This is a genomic window from Lentzea indica, from assembly GCF_012184385.1.
GTDB classification, from domain to species: Bacteria; Actinomycetota; Actinomycetes; order Mycobacteriales; family Pseudonocardiaceae; genus Lentzea; species Lentzea indica.
Genome location: NZ_VSRL01000113.1, coordinates 1 through 14,771 on the forward strand (window position 1 = coordinate 1; position 14,771 = coordinate 14,771).

At 68.5% G+C, this 14,771-nt stretch carries 16 protein-coding genes; 11 read left to right on the top strand and 5 right to left on the bottom strand.

Going from position 1 to position 14,771, the window contains the following annotated elements:
- From FXN61_RS27210 to FXN61_RS27250, 9 genes are all read left to right on the top strand, one after another.
- A partial coding sequence (locus tag FXN61_RS27210; protein WP_246292070.1) for a hypothetical protein occupies nucleotides 1–190 on the top strand: 190 nt, incomplete at its 5' end.
- A gap of 29 nt (nucleotides 191–219) precedes the next feature.
- Entirely contained in the window at nucleotides 220–816 is a 597-nt protein-coding gene (locus FXN61_RS27215) for a hypothetical protein (RefSeq protein ID WP_167976867.1), read from the top strand.
- 3 nt (nucleotides 817–819) lie between these two features.
- On the top strand, nucleotides 820–1,821 hold the full coding sequence (locus FXN61_RS27220) for a C40 family peptidase (protein WP_167976868.1): 1,002 nt from the start codon (nucleotides 820–822) through the stop codon (nucleotides 1,819–1,821).
- Between the two features lie 18 nt (nucleotides 1,822–1,839).
- Nucleotides 1,840–2,313 (top strand): hypothetical protein, encoded by a 474-nt coding sequence (locus tag FXN61_RS27225; RefSeq protein WP_167976869.1) that lies wholly within the window; start codon nucleotides 1,840–1,842, stop codon nucleotides 2,311–2,313.
- Entirely contained in the window at nucleotides 2,310–2,504 is a 195-nt protein-coding gene (locus tag FXN61_RS27230; protein ID WP_167976870.1) for a hypothetical protein, read from the top strand. Before FXN61_RS27225 ends, FXN61_RS27230 begins: the two co-directional genes overlap by 4 nt.
- A 37-nt stretch (nucleotides 2,505–2,541) precedes the next feature.
- On the top strand, nucleotides 2,542–3,936 hold the full coding sequence (locus FXN61_RS27235; RefSeq protein ID WP_167976888.1) for an RNB domain-containing ribonuclease: 1,395 nt from the start codon (nucleotides 2,542–2,544) through the stop codon (nucleotides 3,934–3,936).
- Between the two features lie 61 nt (nucleotides 3,937–3,997).
- Nucleotides 3,998–4,663, top strand: coding sequence for an NADPH-dependent F420 reductase (gene npdG / locus FXN61_RS27240; protein ID WP_167976871.1), 666 nt, complete (start codon nucleotides 3,998–4,000; stop codon nucleotides 4,661–4,663).
- A complete protein-coding gene (locus FXN61_RS27245) occupies nucleotides 4,663–5,424 on the top strand; it encodes a helical backbone metal receptor (protein ID WP_167976872.1) in 762 nt (253 codons plus the stop codon). Before npdG ends, FXN61_RS27245 begins: the two co-directional genes overlap by 1 nt.
- A 49-nt stretch (nucleotides 5,425–5,473) precedes the next feature.
- A complete protein-coding gene (locus FXN61_RS27250) occupies nucleotides 5,474–5,899 on the top strand; it encodes an RICIN domain-containing protein (RefSeq protein ID WP_167976873.1) in 426 nt (141 codons plus the stop codon).
- Nucleotides 5,900–5,902: 3 nt separating this feature from the next.
- Here the strand turns inward: FXN61_RS27250 and pip are convergent, their stop codons facing one another.
- Nucleotides 5,903–6,844 (bottom strand): prolyl aminopeptidase, encoded by a 942-nt coding sequence (gene pip / locus FXN61_RS27255; RefSeq protein ID WP_167976874.1) that lies wholly within the window; start codon nucleotides 6,842–6,844, stop codon nucleotides 5,903–5,905.
- Between the two features lie 18 nt (nucleotides 6,845–6,862).
- Here pip and FXN61_RS27260 point away from each other — a divergent pair, with 18 nt between their 5' ends.
- Nucleotides 6,863–7,720, top strand: a complete 858-nt coding sequence (locus FXN61_RS27260) for a glutathione S-transferase family protein (RefSeq protein WP_167976875.1) — start codon at nucleotides 6,863–6,865, stop codon at nucleotides 7,718–7,720.
- A gap of 10 nt (nucleotides 7,721–7,730) precedes the next feature.
- Here the strand turns inward: FXN61_RS27260 and panB are convergent, their stop codons facing one another.
- Entirely contained in the window at nucleotides 7,731–8,585 is an 855-nt protein-coding gene (gene panB / locus FXN61_RS27265) for a 3-methyl-2-oxobutanoate hydroxymethyltransferase (RefSeq protein WP_167976876.1), read from the bottom strand.
- 205 nt (nucleotides 8,586–8,790) lie between these two features.
- Nucleotides 8,791–9,621, bottom strand: a complete 831-nt coding sequence (locus tag FXN61_RS27275) for an alpha/beta fold hydrolase (protein ID WP_167976878.1) — start codon at nucleotides 9,619–9,621, stop codon at nucleotides 8,791–8,793.
- A gap of 30 nt (nucleotides 9,622–9,651) precedes the next feature.
- Here FXN61_RS27275 and lysX point away from each other — a divergent pair, with 30 nt between their 5' ends.
- Complete coding sequence (gene lysX, locus FXN61_RS27280) at nucleotides 9,652–12,897, top strand: bifunctional lysylphosphatidylglycerol synthetase/lysine--tRNA ligase LysX (RefSeq protein ID WP_312878025.1); 3,246 nt, start codon at nucleotides 9,652–9,654, stop codon at nucleotides 12,895–12,897.
- A 6-nt stretch (nucleotides 12,898–12,903) separates the two neighbouring features.
- Here the strand turns inward: lysX and FXN61_RS27285 are convergent, their stop codons facing one another.
- Together FXN61_RS27285 and FXN61_RS27290 are read right to left on the bottom strand one after the other, a co-directional pair.
- Nucleotides 12,904–13,551, bottom strand: coding sequence for a response regulator (locus tag FXN61_RS27285; RefSeq protein WP_167976879.1), 648 nt, complete (start codon nucleotides 13,549–13,551; stop codon nucleotides 12,904–12,906).
- A gap of 2 nt (nucleotides 13,552–13,553) precedes the next feature.
- Nucleotides 13,554–14,744, bottom strand: coding sequence for a sensor histidine kinase (locus FXN61_RS27290; protein WP_167976880.1), 1,191 nt, complete (start codon nucleotides 14,742–14,744; stop codon nucleotides 13,554–13,556).
- Nucleotides 14,745–14,771: the final 27 nt, after the last annotated feature.

A 14,771-nucleotide genomic window follows, 5' to 3' on the forward strand; every position in this document is an offset into this window, starting at 1 on the left:
CAGCCCGACCCGGTCACCGGACACGGGCAGTGGGACCGGGTCGAGCGACGCGGTGCTCGTGCCGTCGCGGTCGAACGGCTACGCGACCCCGGTGCAGGAACCTCGCAGGGCTGAGACAGAAGTGGTGGCAGGGCGTCAGGTGCACGTGATCTACCGGCCGTCACGCGGGTTCGAAGTCAGGGACAACTGACAGTGTCCGATTTCTTGGGGGGTGCGTAGGTGCCGATCCGAACCAACCGCGGCCGTGCCGCGGTCTACCGCAGGCTGTGGGGATGGCCGCTGCGTTCCCCGCGCCACCTGGCCGCCTCGATCATCATCTTCGTCGTGGTGGTCGTCGCACTCGGCGTGATCATCCCGAAGGTGCTCGACCGCCAGCCCACCGTGCCGTCGGTCGTCGGCCAGTCGACGTCGCCGCAGGGCACCCAGGTGGGCCAGCTGCCCTCGAGCGGTGCCTCGCTGCCGACCAAGCTGCCGCCGCCCACGAACGCCGCCTCCGCCGCCCCGCCTGCGGCCGACGCGCAGCTGATCGCCGAGCTGTGGGCCGAGAACTGGATCAAGCCGCCGCCGGACAACGACGTCAACAAGTGGCTCGCGCAGCTCCGTCCGTACACGACGGAGGAGTTCCTCGCGCAGATGGCGACCATTGATCCGAAGAACGTGCCGGACAAGCTCACGCCGGGAGTGCGGGCGGTGCGGTCGACCGTGTCGTCCGCGGACTTCGAGGTGAGCACGGACCTCGGCAAGGTCGTCATCATGTTGATCAAGCTCTCGCCTAGCAACGAGTGGCGGGTCAACGGCTACACGAAGGCGGGCTGATCCATGCGCTTGATGCTGCTGATCGGGGCGCTCGTCGCGGTCGTCGTGATCGCGGTGGCGACATCGGGCGTGACACAGGTGGTCAACAACTCCACGAACCCCGCGGCTCGCGAGGGCTTCACGCTGGCCGGCTGCAACGCCGCCATCGGTCCGTGGGACGCGGGTGGCGGCGACAAGGGCCGCCACGACGCGTCGCGGCTCAACGACGAGCAGCGCAACATCGTCGCTCGCATCATCTCCATCGGTCAGGAGCGCAAGCTGCCGCCGCTGGCGTGGCAGATCGCGATCCAGGCCGGCATGACCGAGTCGGGCCTGCGTCCGCTGAACTACGGCGACCGCGACTCGCTGGGCATCTTCCAGATGCGTCCGTCGATGGGCTGGGGATCACCCGCCGAGGTGACCGACCCGACGTACGCGATCAACAAGTTCTACGACGTGCTGCTGAAGGTGCCGGACTGGGAGAACAAGCGGCCGGGCGACTCGGCGCAGGCGGTCGAGCGTTCGGCGTTCCCCGACCGGTACCACAACTGGGAGGCCATGGCCGCGTTCCTGCTGGGCGAGCTGGGGGAGATCAGCGACCCCGCGGGCTGCGGCTCGGGTGCCGGTCAGTTCCTGCTGGGCTCGAACGCGGCGGGCATCGCGATCCAGTTCACCAGGGAGCAGCTGGGCGAGCCGTACCTGTGGGGCGGCAACGGCCCGGACGCGTGGGACTGCTCGGGCATCCTGGTGAAGGCGTTCGGCGCGGCCGGTGTGAAGATCCCGCGCGTGGCGAACGACCAGTACGAGAAGGGCGGCGCCCATCTGCCGGTGCGCGACGCCCAGGCCGGTGATCTGCTCTTCTGGGCGTACAACACCGCGGACCCGCGGTCGGTGCACCACGTGGGCATGTACCTCGGCAATGACGAGTACATCCATGCCCCCCAAACGGGTGACGTCGTGAAGATCAGCAAGATCAACTGGAATTATCACGAGCTGATGCCGCTGGCCGTCCGGCCGGGCGTGTAGATCGCGGGGAGGCGCTGCATGTTCAACCACGACCCCATCCCGAGGCCTACCGGACCGCCCGCGTCGAGCACACCAGTGCGTGACTACATGGCGTCCGGTGCACCAGGCGTCTCCGCCGAGTACGTGGTGATCCCGCGTGCGCTGGCCGAGGCGATGCCGCTGCCGTGGCAGCAGCATCTGACGCACCTGCTGGCCGACTTCCACCGCACCTACGGTCATCTGAAGTGGCCGATCTACCGGGTGGTGCCGTCCCGCTACGAGAAGCTCGCCGACCTCGACGAGGAACAGCTGGCCGAGGTCGGCGCGATCATGGAGATCGACTCCGACGGATCTCTGGTCTACCGGGACCGCTCCGGGCGTAAGATCGAGAACGCCGAGGATCGCACGGTGCTGGTGTCGTGTTTGGACCCGATCCCGTCGGAGTACGCCAACGCCAACCAGTCGACGCCGCCGCGGGGATTCCCGGCGCCCTTGGGAGGCGAACGCGTATGAGCGATACGAGCGGTTGGTACTACTGCCTGACGCACCAGACGGTCGAGCACGGCAAGGGCTGCAAGGGACCCGACCGCATGGGGCCCTATCCGGACGAGGCCACCGCGGCTCGTGCCCTGGAGATCGCCCGCGAACGCACGAAGGCCGCCGACGAAGCCGACAAGAAGTGGCGCGGCGACGACGAGGACTGAGGGCCTGAGTACTTACCCTGTGCGGGTGGCTTCACTGGTGATCCGCACAGGCCGTGCCGAAGTGGACTTCGACGCGGTTCGTGCCGAGTTCTCGCTGCCGTCGTCGTTTCCTGCCGCTGCACTGGCAGAAGCCGAGGAGGCGGTCTCCCGTTCCGGTGGAGACCGCCCCGACCTCACCTCGATCCCGCTGGTGACGATCGATCCGCCTGGTGCGAAGGATCTGGACCAGGCGCTGTGCCTGGAACGGACCTCGACGGGCTTCGTGGTGCACTACGCGATCGCGGACCTGGGCACCTTCGTGACGCCGGGTGGCGCGCTCGACACCGAGGTCCGCAGGCGTGGCCAGACCATCTACCTGCCCGACGGCAACGTGCCGCTGCATCCGACCGTGCTGTCCGAGGGCGCCGCGTCGTTGTTGCCCGGCGTGGTCAGGCCCGCGGTGCTGTGGACGTTCACGTGCTCGGCTGAAGGTGTGCCGACGGCCGTAGAGGTGCGACGGGCGTTGGTGCGGTCGACGGCTCAGTTCGACTACCGGTCGGTGCAGGAATCGTTCGATGCGGGCGATCCGCACCCGTCCGTTGCGGCACTGGCCGAGTTCGGGCCGCTGCGGCGTGCGCTGGCTCGTCAGCGCGGTGCGATCGAGCTGCAGCTGCCGGAGCAGGAGATCGAGTCCAACGGCGAGGGCTGGAAGCTCGTCACGCGGCCGCGGGCGCTGGTCGACTCGTGGAACGCCGAGATCTCGCTGATGACCGGGATGGCGGCGGCGTCGATCATGCTGGAGGCCCGTGTCGGCGTCCTGCGCACGCTGCCCGACCCGGACGTCGAGGCCGTGGCGTCCCTGCGCAAGTCCGCGGCGGCTCTTCGAGTGCCGTGGCCCGCGGACGTGTCACCGGGTGCCTTCCTGGCCGGGCTCGATGCTTCGCGACCGGACGCGCTGGCGCTGTTCACGGATGCCACGCGGTTGTTGCGCGGTGCGGGTTACTCGGCGTTCTCCGGGTCGGTTCCCGAGGCTGTGACGCACGCGGGCGTGGCAGCGCCCTACACGCACGTGACCGCACCGCTGCGACGGCTGGTGGACCGGTTCGCCACCGAGGTGTGCCTCGCCGTGACAGCCGGGGAGGAACTGCCGTCCTGGCTGGCTGAAGCGTTGCCGCAGCTGCCGTCGCTGATGGGAGCGTCGGATTCGGTGGCGTCGAAGGTGGAGCGGGCAACGCTGGACCAGGTCGAGGCCTGGGTGTTGTCCGGACGCGTCGGGCAGGAGTTCGAGGCCGTGGTGCTGCGGTCGGGGGAGAACGAGGCCGAGGTGTTCGTGTCGGCGCCACCGGTACTGGCCAAGTGCGCTGGGAAACGGCTGCCGGAAGGCGAGCGGATTCGCGTCCGGCTGGACGAGGCCGACCCGGTTGAGCGGCGCGTTCGGTTCAAGGCCGTCTGAGCATCGAGCGCAAGGTCACGTTGGACAGCCCGCACCAAGGCAACCGTGTGAAGATGCACGGGTGACAGAGATTCGTGACCTCACCGTCGGCGTCCTGGGCGGCACCGGAGCCCAGGGCAAGGGCCTCGCGATCCGCTGGGCCAAGGCGGGCCTCAAGGTGATCATCGGCTCCCGCAGCGCCGAACGCGCGGAGCTGGCGGCCAAGGAGATCGTCGACGTCGCCGGCGGCGACGTGCGGGGCGCGGACAACGGCGACTGCGCGGCCGACTCCGACATCGTGCTGGTCGCCGTCCCGTGGGAGGGCCACGGTGACCTGCTTCAGGGCCTTCGCGACCAGCTCGCCGGCAAGATCGTCATCGACTGCGTGAACCCGCTCGGCTTCGACAAGCAGGGCCCGTTCGCGCTGCCGGTCACCGACGGCAGCGCCGCACAGCAGGCAGAGCTGTTGCTGCCGGAGTCACGCGTCACCGCCGCGTTCCATCACGTGTCCGCCGTGCTGCTGGCCGACCTGACGGTGTCCGAAGTGGACATGGACGTCCTGGTTCTCGGCGATGACCGCGAGGCCACCGACACGGTTCGTTCCCTGGCCGAGCTGGTCCCCGGCTTCCGCGGCGTCTACGGCGGCCGTCTGCGCAACGCTCACCAGGTCGAGGCGTTCACCGCGAACCTCATCGCGGTCAACCGCCGCTACAAGACCCACGCCGGTCTGAAGATCACGGGAGTCTGATGCTGCCCGTCGACGATCTCGGTGAGCCGGTGGCGCTCGACCAGCCCCAGCGGGTGGTCAGTCTGGTGCCGTCGATCACCGAGGCCGTCGCGGTCAGCGTGCCTTCCTCCTTGGTGGGGGCCACGGACTACTGCACGCATCCGTCCTCTTTGGACGTTGTCAGGGTCGGTGGCTCGAAGTACCCGGACGTCGACCGCGTGATGGCCTTGCGCCCGGATCTCGTCATCGCGAACTCGGAGGAGAACCGCGCGGAGGACGTGGACCGGTTGCGCGCCAACGGCATCCAGGTCTGGGTGACTGCGGCTCCCGCCACCGTCCCGATGGCCCTGAAGTCGCTGCGACGGTTCTTCGCCACGGCCTGGGACCTCGAACCCGGCTGGCTGGTTCGCGCCGAGAACCTGTGGCGTTCGTCGAAGCCGGTGCGCCTGACGGCGCTGATCCCGGTCTGGCGCCGCCCGTGGGTGGTCGTCGGCCGCGATACTTTCGCCACCGATGTGTTGCGGCGCCTGGGAATCGAGAACGTCTACGCCTCCCACGAGGAGCGCTACCCGCGTCCAAGCCTCGACGAGATGAACTCCCTGCGCCCTGACCTGGTCATCCTGCCCGACGAGCCGTACGTGTTCACCCACGACGACGGCCCGGAAAGCTTTCCCGGCCTGCCGTACGTGCTGGTCAACGGCCGGCACCTGACCTGGTACGGCCCGTCCCTGGTGGAAGCACGGGAAAGCCTCGAACGGGCGCTCGACTACGGCCAGGGTTGACAACCACAGGTGGATTCGCCGGACCCGTCGCACTGTCAAGATCTTCGCCATGGGGAAACCAGCCGCGATCATCGCGACCGCCGCCGCCGTCATGACCCTCACCGCAATCCCGGCCCAGGCCGAACCGGTGTTCGTCTACCAGCTCGCCGGCAGCACCCGCTGTCTCGTCGACACCGGAACCGACATCGTGCTGAGGGCCTGCAACGAGACCGCCGGCAACCAGCAGTGGATCGTCCCGGTCAGTGACGCGGACGTGCCGCGCAACGTGGCCACCCGCAAGTGCCTGACCGCCACCAGCACGGGCAACGTGCTGAGCCAGGCTTGCGGCACCAGCTCCACCCAGCGCTGGCGCCGCGTCCCGGCCACGGGCACGTCGTTCCAGTTCCGCAACCTCGCCCTCGGCAAGTGCCTGACCGCGCAGGTGACCGTTGCCACGTGCACCACGTCGAGCACGAAGTGGAACGGCCTGCGCTAGTCGCTAGTCGCGGAACCGATCCGTCGCCTCCAGCAACGCGGACAGGATGCCGGGCTCGTCGTAGGCGTGCCCGGCATCAGGCACCAGCACCAGTTCCGATCCTGGCCACGCCTTGTGCAGGTCCCACGCGGAAACCGCGGGCGTGGCGACGTCGTACCGTCCCTGCACGATCACCCCGGGAATGCCGGCCAGCCGGGAAGCATCCCGGATCAGCTGCCCCTCCTCGAACCACCCGTTGTTGACGAAGTAGTGGTTCTCGATCCGCGCGAACGCCAGCGCGTACTCGGGCACGGCGAACTCCGCCACCAGTTCCGGCCGCGGCAGCAACGTCACCGTCGCGCCCTCCCACGTGCTCCACGCGACCGCCGCCGGCCCGTGCACCGAGGGATCCGTTGAGGCCAGCAACTTCGCGTACAGCTCGACCGGATCTCCGTCCAGCCCGGCAAGAGGAGCCATGAACTTCTCCCACAGGTCGGGGAAGATGTTCGCCGCGCCACCGCGGTAGTACCAGTCCACTTCGGACGACCGCAGCGTGAAGATCCCGCGCAGCACCAGCTCCGAGACGCGATCCGGGTGCTTTTCGGCGTACGCCAACGCGAGAGTCGAACCCCAGGATCCGCCGAAGACCTGCCACCGCTCGATCCCCAACGACGACCGCAACCGCTCCATGTCGGCGACGAGGTGCCAGGTCGTGTTCAACGACAGGTCGCCCGACACCGAAGCGTGCGGCAGGGAACGTCCGCACCCGCGCTGGTCGAACAGGACGATCCGGTAGGCGGACGGGTCGAACAGGCGGCGGTGCGACGACGAGCAGCCGCCGCCGGGGCCGCCGTGCAGGAACACGACGGGTTTGCCGTCGGGGTTGCCGCACTCCTCCCAGTAGACGAGGTTGCCGTCGCCGGTGTCCAGGTGGCCTGACGCGTGGGGCTCGATCTCCGGGTACATGGGCCTATCGTCGAACACATGGCGCAGTTCTCGAAGGAGACATCGACCACGGGGGCGTTCGTCCGGCAGCCGAACCGCTTCACCGCGCGGCCGGAGCCCGAACCCGGCCGCTACCGGCTCGTCGTCAGCCTCGCCTGTCCATGGGCGCACCGCGCGGTCATCGTCCGCAAGCTGCTCAAGCTCGACGACGCCATCTCACTCGCGATCGTCGACCCCATCAGGGACGAGAAGGGCTGGCGCTTCCCCGAGACCGACCCGGTCCTGGGCATCGACTTCCTCAGCGAGGCCTACCAGAACGCCGACCCGGACTACGAGGGCCGCGTCACCGTGCCCGCACTGGTCGACGTCACCACGGGCAAGGTCGTCACCAACGACTACCCGCAGATCACGCTGGACTTCAGCCTGAACTGGAACCCGGCGAGCACCCTCTACCCGGAGCACCTCAGGGACGAGATCGACGGCTGGATCGAGCCGATCTTCCACAACGTCAACAACGGCGTCTACAAGGCCGGTTTCGCGACGTCACAGGAGGCCTACGAGGAGGCGTACACCGCCCTCTTCGAGGAGCTCGACCGCATCGAAGCGCACCTCGCCACCACCGAGTTCCTGGTCGGCGGACAGCTCACCGAGGCCGACATCAGGCTCTGGACCACGCTCGTCAGGTTCGACGCGGTCTACCACGGCCACTTCAAGTGCAACCGGAACAAGCTCACGGAGATGCCCAATCTCTGGGCCTACGCGAAACGCCTCTACGCACAGTTCGGCGACACCGTGAACTGGGACCACATCAAGCGCCACTACTACGTGACGCACCACCAGATCAATCCGACCGGCATCGTGCCGGCGGGCCCAGACCCGGAGGTCTGGACCCGCTAGGAACGAACGATCAGTGGAAGGTGTGCTCGGGACCGGGGAACTGGTGCCCGCGCACCTCGTTGGCGAACTCGGAGGCCGCACCGAGCATGACGTCGGCGAGGTTGGCGTAGCGCTTGACGAAGCGCGGGCCCTTGCCGCGGCGCAGGCCCATCATGTCCTGCCACACCAGCACCTGGGCGTCGGTGTCCGGACCGGCACCGATGCCCACGGTCGGGATGACCAGGTCGTGCGTGATCTGCTTGGCGACCTCGGCGGTCACCATCTCCAGCACGACCGCGAACGCGCCCGCCTCCTGCACCGCCAGTGCGTCCTGGACGACCACGTCGTGGTTCTCGTGGCGACCCTGCACGCGGTAGCCGCCGAGCTGGTGCTCGGACTGCGGGGTGAAGCCGATGTGCGCCATGACCGGGATGCCCGCGGCGGTGATCGCGCGGATGTGCGGCGCGAAGTAGGCGCCACCCTCCAGCTTGACCGCGTGCGCCTGGCCTTCCTTCATGAACCGGATGGCCGTCGCGACAGCCTGCTCGACCGACACTTGGTATGAGCCGAACGGCATGTCAGCGACAACGAGAGAGCGACGCGTGGATCGCGTCACCGCGCGTACCAGGGGAACGAGCTCGTCCACGGTCACGGGCAGAGAGGTCTCGTGGCCGTAGACGTTGTTGGACGCGGAGTCACCGACGAGGAGCACGGGGATGCCCGCCTCGTCGAAGATCTCGGCGGTGTACATGTCGTACGCGGTGAGCATGGGCCACGGCTCGCCGCGCTCCTTCATGTCACGCAGGTGGTGAACGCGGACCCTCTTGGCCGGGGGCTTCTGACCCGCTCCGGAGCCGTAGGGCGCGGAAACTTCGGCAGTGGTCATCGTCGACCGTTCCTTTCCTCGAGGCCCACCTCCGTGGGTCCCCGGGCGCTTTGTGCACGGTTGCCGAATACCAGGGTGGCACCGTTGAGCGGAAACGGAATGCAGATGCGGTTACCGTCACACGCGCGGCATCGCGAATCACCGAACTGGTGCTCGACTGCACCGATCCCGAACGCCTCGCCACCTTCTGGGACGACGTTCTGGACTACGAGGTGGGTAGACCCCTGAGCACCTCCCGGACGGCCATGACCACGGCGTCCGGCCGGTCCATCTGAATCATGTGCCGGCTGCCGGGTACCGGCACGTTGCGTCCCCACGGCACGAGGGCGGCCAACGCCTGGTGCTCCGGCCACACCTTGCGTCCCGCCGTGAGCACCAGCCACGGCACTTTGGGCAGCTCACGGCGTTGACGTAACCGTTCCAGCGTCGCCACCTGACCTGGGTACGACGCGAGCTCCCACAGCACCGCTCGCCCGACCCCTGGCCGCCGGTAGACCAGTTCGACCAGGTCAGCGGGCGCCGGGTCGGTCACGCCGAGCGTCGAAGCCGCGGTCAGCAGGTTGCGGAACGAGTGCCCGTACCGCCGCGTGAAGCGTGCGCCGAGCCAGCGGCTGCCGAACGCCCGCAGCCCCTGCGCGATCACCGCCGACATGTCGAACGGGGCTCCCGCGCCTGGCGTCTCGGCGTCCGGATCGAGCAGCACGACCCCGTCGACGCGGTGCGGCCGCAGCCTGGCATAGGCCTCGACGTGCAGGGCCGCCATCGAGTGCCCGATCAGAACGGCACGGGGGATCCCGCGCATCACCGCGTCCAGCACGGCCACCTCACGCGCCAGGGACGGTCCGCGCAGGGCAGGACCGCTCATCCCGAGGCCCGGCCGGTCGAACACGATCACCCGAGCGAGTGGTTCGAGCAGCCGCACGGTCCGGTCCCAGTCGAACCAGGCCCCGCCCAGACCTGAGCTGAGCACGACAACGGGCTGGTCAGGCCGTCCGGTGGAGGTGACGTGCACCCGTCCGGCCGAAGAGGGGATCATGACCGACACGGGCTGACCTCGGGAGTAGATGTGGCACCGGCGTGGAAGTGGAAGATCGCTGGCTGGTTCGCGACGATCGTGCAGCTGGCAGGGGTGATGTCGCTGCTCAGGGTGATCCTGCCCGAGGACAGCTGGTTCACCGACGTCGCCGACACCGTCGGGTTCTTCTTCGGCCTGCCCATCGACGGAAACCTCTTCATCGCGCTGGTGTTCTTCGTGCTGGGCGCTGCACTGCGCAGGCACAAGCGGGCGGCGCTGTGGGCGCTGCTGCTCTTCCAGGTGACTGGCCTGCTGTCGGTCGTGTCCATCATGGTCATCTTGGCCGTCGCACCTGAAGAAGTCCTGCAGGGCGACGACGAAATGGGCTACTGGGTGTTCCTCGGGGGCGGGTTCGCGACCTCGGTCCTGTTCGTGTCGCTGCTGTGGGTGGTGCGGTCGGCGTTCCCGGCGCGACTGGCTCGCGGTGCGTGGCGGCAAGCGCTTGTGTCGTTCGTGCTGGGCATGATCGCGTTGGTGCTGGTCGGCTGGGGTCTCACGGAGGTCTTCCCCGGCAAACTGGTCGAGCAGCTCGACAAGCTCGCGTGGGCGGCGAACCAGGCGACGGGCGAGGTCGTCCGGCTGGGACGGCTCGACATTCCCGAGGGCCCGCAGTGGTTGAGCGTCGTGCTCAGTCTGGGCGGCACGCTCGTCGCGATTCGCGGCATGTACCTGTTCTTCCGCGGTGTCCGCACCCAGAACGTGATCACGCCGGACCAGGAGCTCGACGTGCGCAGGCTGCTGGCTGCCGACGGTGAGCCAGACTCGCTGGGCTACTTCGCGACCAGGCGCGACAAGAGCGTGGTGTTCGCGGCTTCTGAACGTGCTGCTTTGACGTACCGGGTGATCGGCGGCGTGACACTGGCCTCCGCCGACCCGATCGGCGACGAGGAGGCCTGGCCGGAAGCCGTGCGGGCGTGGCTGTCCGAGGCGCGGACCTACGGCTGGATGCCGGGCGTGCTCGGCGCGTCCGAACGGGGTGCGCAGGTCTACTCCAACGCCGGGCTGAAGGCGTTGGAGATCGGCGACGAGGCGATTCTGGACGTCCGCGAGTTCAACCTCGCCGGGCCGGAACGGCGTGGGCTGCGCCAGGCGGTGTCCCGTGTCGAACGCGCCGGGTACACCACGCGGGTCCGCCGGCACAGCGAGATCGCGCCGGACGAGATGACGTCCATTCTGGACCTCGCGGAGGCGTGGCGCGGTGCCGAGACCGAGCGCGGGTTCTCGATGGCGTTGGGACGCCTGGGAGATCCGAGCGATGGCCGCTGCGTGATGGTCGAGGCGTACGACGCTTCTGGTGCGTTGCGAGGTCTGCTGTCGTTCGTGCCGTGGGGACGCCGAGGCGTGTCGCTGGATCTGATGCGGCGTGACCGGTCTGCGGAGAACGGCCTGAACGAGTACATGGTCGCCCAGCTCGCGGCCGCCGCCGGACACCTCGGCGTGCACCGGATCTCGTTGAACTTCGCGATGTTCCGCGCGGTCTTCGAGGAGGGCGAGAAGATCGGTGCGGGCCCGGTGCTCCGGGCGTGGCGGCGGGTGCTGTCGCTGGCGTCGCGGTTCTTCCAGCTCGAGTCGCTGTACCGGTCCAACGCCAAGTACCTGCCGGACTGGGAGCCGCGGTTCCTCTGCTACCAGCGTTCCCGCTCGTTGCCGCAGGTCAGCATCGCCGCCGGTGTCGCAGAGGGCTTCGTGCCGTCGCTGCGGTCGTTGCGCAAGCGAGCGTTGCAGAAGACCGATGTGAGCTCGGAGTTCGCTCTGAAGGTCGCCGAGATCGACGCGATTCGCGTGGAGCCGAAGGCGGTGCGGCGGCCAGAACAGGTCCGGGTGCGGATCGCGAAGGTCGAACGGCTGATGGCCGCCGGAGTCGATCCGTATCCGGTCGGGTTCTCTCGCACTGATCTTCTTGCCGGGGCGCGGGAACGCTTCGGCGAGGACGTCTCGGTCACCGGACGTGTGGTGGCGCTGCGGGAGATGGGCAAGCTGTGCTTCGCGCGGCTGCGCGACTTCAGCGGCGAGATCCAGCTGATGCTGTCCGCGGACACGCTCGGCGACGCGCTGGCGTCGTGGAAGTCGGACGTCGACCTCGGCGACCACGTCGGCGTGACCGGGCAGGTGATCAAGTCCGACCACGGCGAGATCTCCGTGCTGGCCGACTCGTGGGTGATGACCGCGAAGTGCCTGCACCCGTTGCCGGACAAGCGAAAGGGCTTCACGGACCCGGAAGCCCGCGTACGGCAGCGCTACCTGGACCTCGTGGTGAACCAGGACTCGGCGGCGATGCTGAAGCTGCGCAGCGACGTCATCCGCAGCGTGCGCGAGTTCCTGCACTCGCACTCCTACCTCGAAGTCGAGACGCCGATGTTGCAGGCGGTGCACGGCGGTGCGAACGCCCGGCCGTTCGTCACGCACATCAACGCCTACGACATGCGGATGTACCTGCGGATCGCGCCGGAGCTGTACCTGAAACGGCTGTGTGTAGCGGGTGTGGACCGAGTGTTCGAGCTGAACCGCAACTTCCGCAACGAGGGCGCGGACGCCACGCACAACCCCGAGTTCACCATGCTGGAGGCCTACCAGTCCTATGCGGACTATCAGGTGATGCTGGGCCTGGTGCGCTCGTTGATCCAGCACGCGGCCCGCACGGCGTTCGGGGAGGAGGTGGCGGTGCGGCCGGAGGGTTCATTCGACATCTCGGGTGAGTGGCCGGTGATTCCGGTCTACACGGCGGTTTCCTCGGCTTTGGACGCCACCGTCACTCCGGACACGTCCGTCTCGGAGCTGCGCTCGCTGCTTTCCTCCCGTGACGTCGAGATCAACGACGACTGGGACCACGGCCAGCTCGTTCAGGAGGCGTACGACTCGTTCGTGGAGCCTTCCACCGTCGGGCCGACCTTCTACATCGACTTCCCGACCTCGGTGTCACCGCTGACCCGGCAGCACCGGGTCGACCCGCGACTGGCCGAGCGGTGGGACCTGGTCGCGTTCGGCGCGGAGATCGGCACCGCCTACTCGGAGCTGACCGACCCGCTGGAGCAGCGGCGCCGGCTGGAGGCGCAGTCGTTGAAGGCCGCTTCCGGTGACGTTGAGGCGATGGAGCTGGACGAGGACTTCCTGCGGGCGCTGGAACACGGCATGCCGCCTACAGGTGGGCTCGGGATGGGGGTCGACCGGTTGCTGATGATGCTGACCGGCACGTCGATCCGGCAGACCGTGCTCTTCCCGTTCGTCCGTCCGACCTGATTCGGCTCAGTGATCCAGGTACGCGAGGACGGCCTGCACCCGCCGGTCTCCCGTGCCGTCCTCGCTGTTGAGACCAAGCTTCAGAAACACGTTGCCGATGTGCTTGTGCACGGCCCCCGAGCTGACGACCAGCCGTTCGCCGATGGCCGCATTGGACAGCCCCTGAGCCATCAGACCGAGCACCTCGCGCTCGCGCGGTGAGAGCACACCGAGCGCATCGTCCGCCTTGCGTCGCACCAGCAGCTGCGACACCACCTCGGGGTCCAGCGCCGTGCCACCCGCAGCCACCCGGTGCAGTGAGTCGAGGAAGTCCGCGACCTTGCCGACCCGTTCCTTGAGCAGGTAGCCGATGCCGCCGTTGGTGCCGGCGAGCAGTTCGTGCGCGTAGCTCTGCTCCACCCACGCCGACAGCACCAGCACGGCCAGCTTCGGGTGCCTCCGTCGTGCTTCCACCGCGGCTTTGAGCCCCTCGTCGGTGAATGTCGGTGGCATCCGCACGTCGACCACGGCGATGTCCGGCTCGTGCTCGGCGACGGCCACGAGGAAGTCGTCCGGGTTGTCCGTGGCCGCTGCCACGTCCAAGCCTTCGTTGCGCAACAACAACGTCAGGCCCTCGCGGAGCAGAGCGTCGTCTTCGGCGATCACGATGCGCATGGTCACCTCCCCATTGGTAGCACGACGGTGAGCACGGTCGGGCCGCCCTCGGGACTGCTCACGGTCGCGGTGCCGTCCAGCGCCTCGACCCGGCCGCGAATGCCGTCCAGTCCCGTTCCCCGCTTCTCGTCCGCGCCGCCCCTGCCGTCGTCGTGGATCACGACGACGAGCTGGAAGTCCTGCACCGCAAGGCTCACCCACGCCTGCTCGGCACCGCTGTGCTTGGCCACGTTGGTGAGTGCCTCGGCCACCGCGAAGTAGGCGGCCGCCTCCACCGCCGCCGGCATCCGCCCGAGATGGTCGGCCGCCAGCGCGCACGGCACCGGGCACCGCGCGGCCAGTGACTTGATCGCGCCGTCGAGCCCCAGGTCGTCCAGCACGGGTGGATGGATGCTCCGGACGACATCGCGCAGTTCCGTCAACGCATCGCCCGCCGCGTCCTGTGCCCTGAGCACCGCCTGGAGCGCGTTCTCCGGGTTGTGGACCAGCGTTCGTTCCGCGATGCCGAGCATCATCACCACGCCGACCAGCTTGTTCTGCGTCCCGTCGTGCAGGTTGCGCTCGATTCGCCGCAACTCGGCCCCGTGCGCCTGCAACGCCGCCGCACGGGTCGCGACGACCTCGGCCAGCCGCGTCTCCAACGAGGCTCGCGGCGGTGCCAGCAACGCTTTCGCCCAGCTCGCGTCCAGTGCGGCCAGGCGCGGCGTCTGCGTCAGGAGGAGCGCGAGCACGATCCCGATGGGCACGCTCAGGAACGCACTCGCCCACGAGTCGACGTGGATGCCGAACGAGTTGTCCATCCCGCCGTGGATCGTCCACCAGAAGAGCGGCACCAACGGCTGCTGCACCAGCGCGCCCGCGATGCCGATGGCGACCGCCCCGAACAACGTGCCGAAGAGGGCATGCGTGAGCAGCCACATCCCGTCGCGTCGGCTGGCCGGATCGGCCAGCACCCGCTGCGCCCGGTGCAGCCACGGTCCGGTGAGCGGCTCGGGCGACGGCACCTCGACACCCGTGAGACGGGCCAGCCGCCACCGGTCGAGGTCCACGATCCGGCGCATCAGCGGCGCGGTGATCGGCAGCAGCGGCAGCACGACCACGGACAGCAGCAGCACCCCGAGCGCGAGCCACGACGCGATGGCCGTCAGCAGCCCTGTCGCCAGGTAGAACAGTGCCGCCCAGATCCGTTTCATGTGGAGAAACGTAGCGATCGGCCCGTG

Coding starts and splice junctions, on each gene's coding strand:
- FXN61_RS27220 (WP_167976868.1), top strand. CDS start 820: ATGCGCTTGATGCTGCTGATCGGGGCGCTCGTCGCGGTCGTCGTGATC.
- FXN61_RS27225 (WP_167976869.1), top strand. CDS start 1,840: ATGTTCAACCACGACCCCATCCCGAGGCCTACCGGACCGCCCGCGTCG.
- FXN61_RS27230 (WP_167976870.1), top strand. CDS start 2,310: ATGAGCGATACGAGCGGTTGGTACTACTGCCTGACGCACCAGACGGTC.
- FXN61_RS27245 (WP_167976872.1), top strand. CDS start 4,663: ATGCTGCCCGTCGACGATCTCGGTGAGCCGGTGGCGCTCGACCAGCCC.
- FXN61_RS27250 (WP_167976873.1), top strand. CDS start 5,474: ATGGGGAAACCAGCCGCGATCATCGCGACCGCCGCCGCCGTCATGACC.
- pip (WP_167976874.1), bottom strand. CDS start 6,844: ATGTACCCGGAGATCGAGCCCCACGCGTCAGGCCACCTGGACACCGGC.
- FXN61_RS27260 (WP_167976875.1), top strand. CDS start 6,863: ATGGCGCAGTTCTCGAAGGAGACATCGACCACGGGGGCGTTCGTCCGG.
- panB (WP_167976876.1), bottom strand. CDS start 8,585: ATGACCACTGCCGAAGTTTCCGCGCCCTACGGCTCCGGAGCGGGTCAG.
- FXN61_RS27275 (WP_167976878.1), bottom strand. CDS start 9,621: ATGATCCCCTCTTCGGCCGGACGGGTGCACGTCACCTCCACCGGACGG.
- FXN61_RS27285 (WP_167976879.1), bottom strand. CDS start 13,551: ATGCGCATCGTGATCGCCGAAGACGACGCTCTGCTCCGCGAGGGCCTG.
- FXN61_RS27290 (WP_167976880.1), bottom strand. CDS start 14,744: ATGAAACGGATCTGGGCGGCACTGTTCTACCTGGCGACAGGGCTGCTG.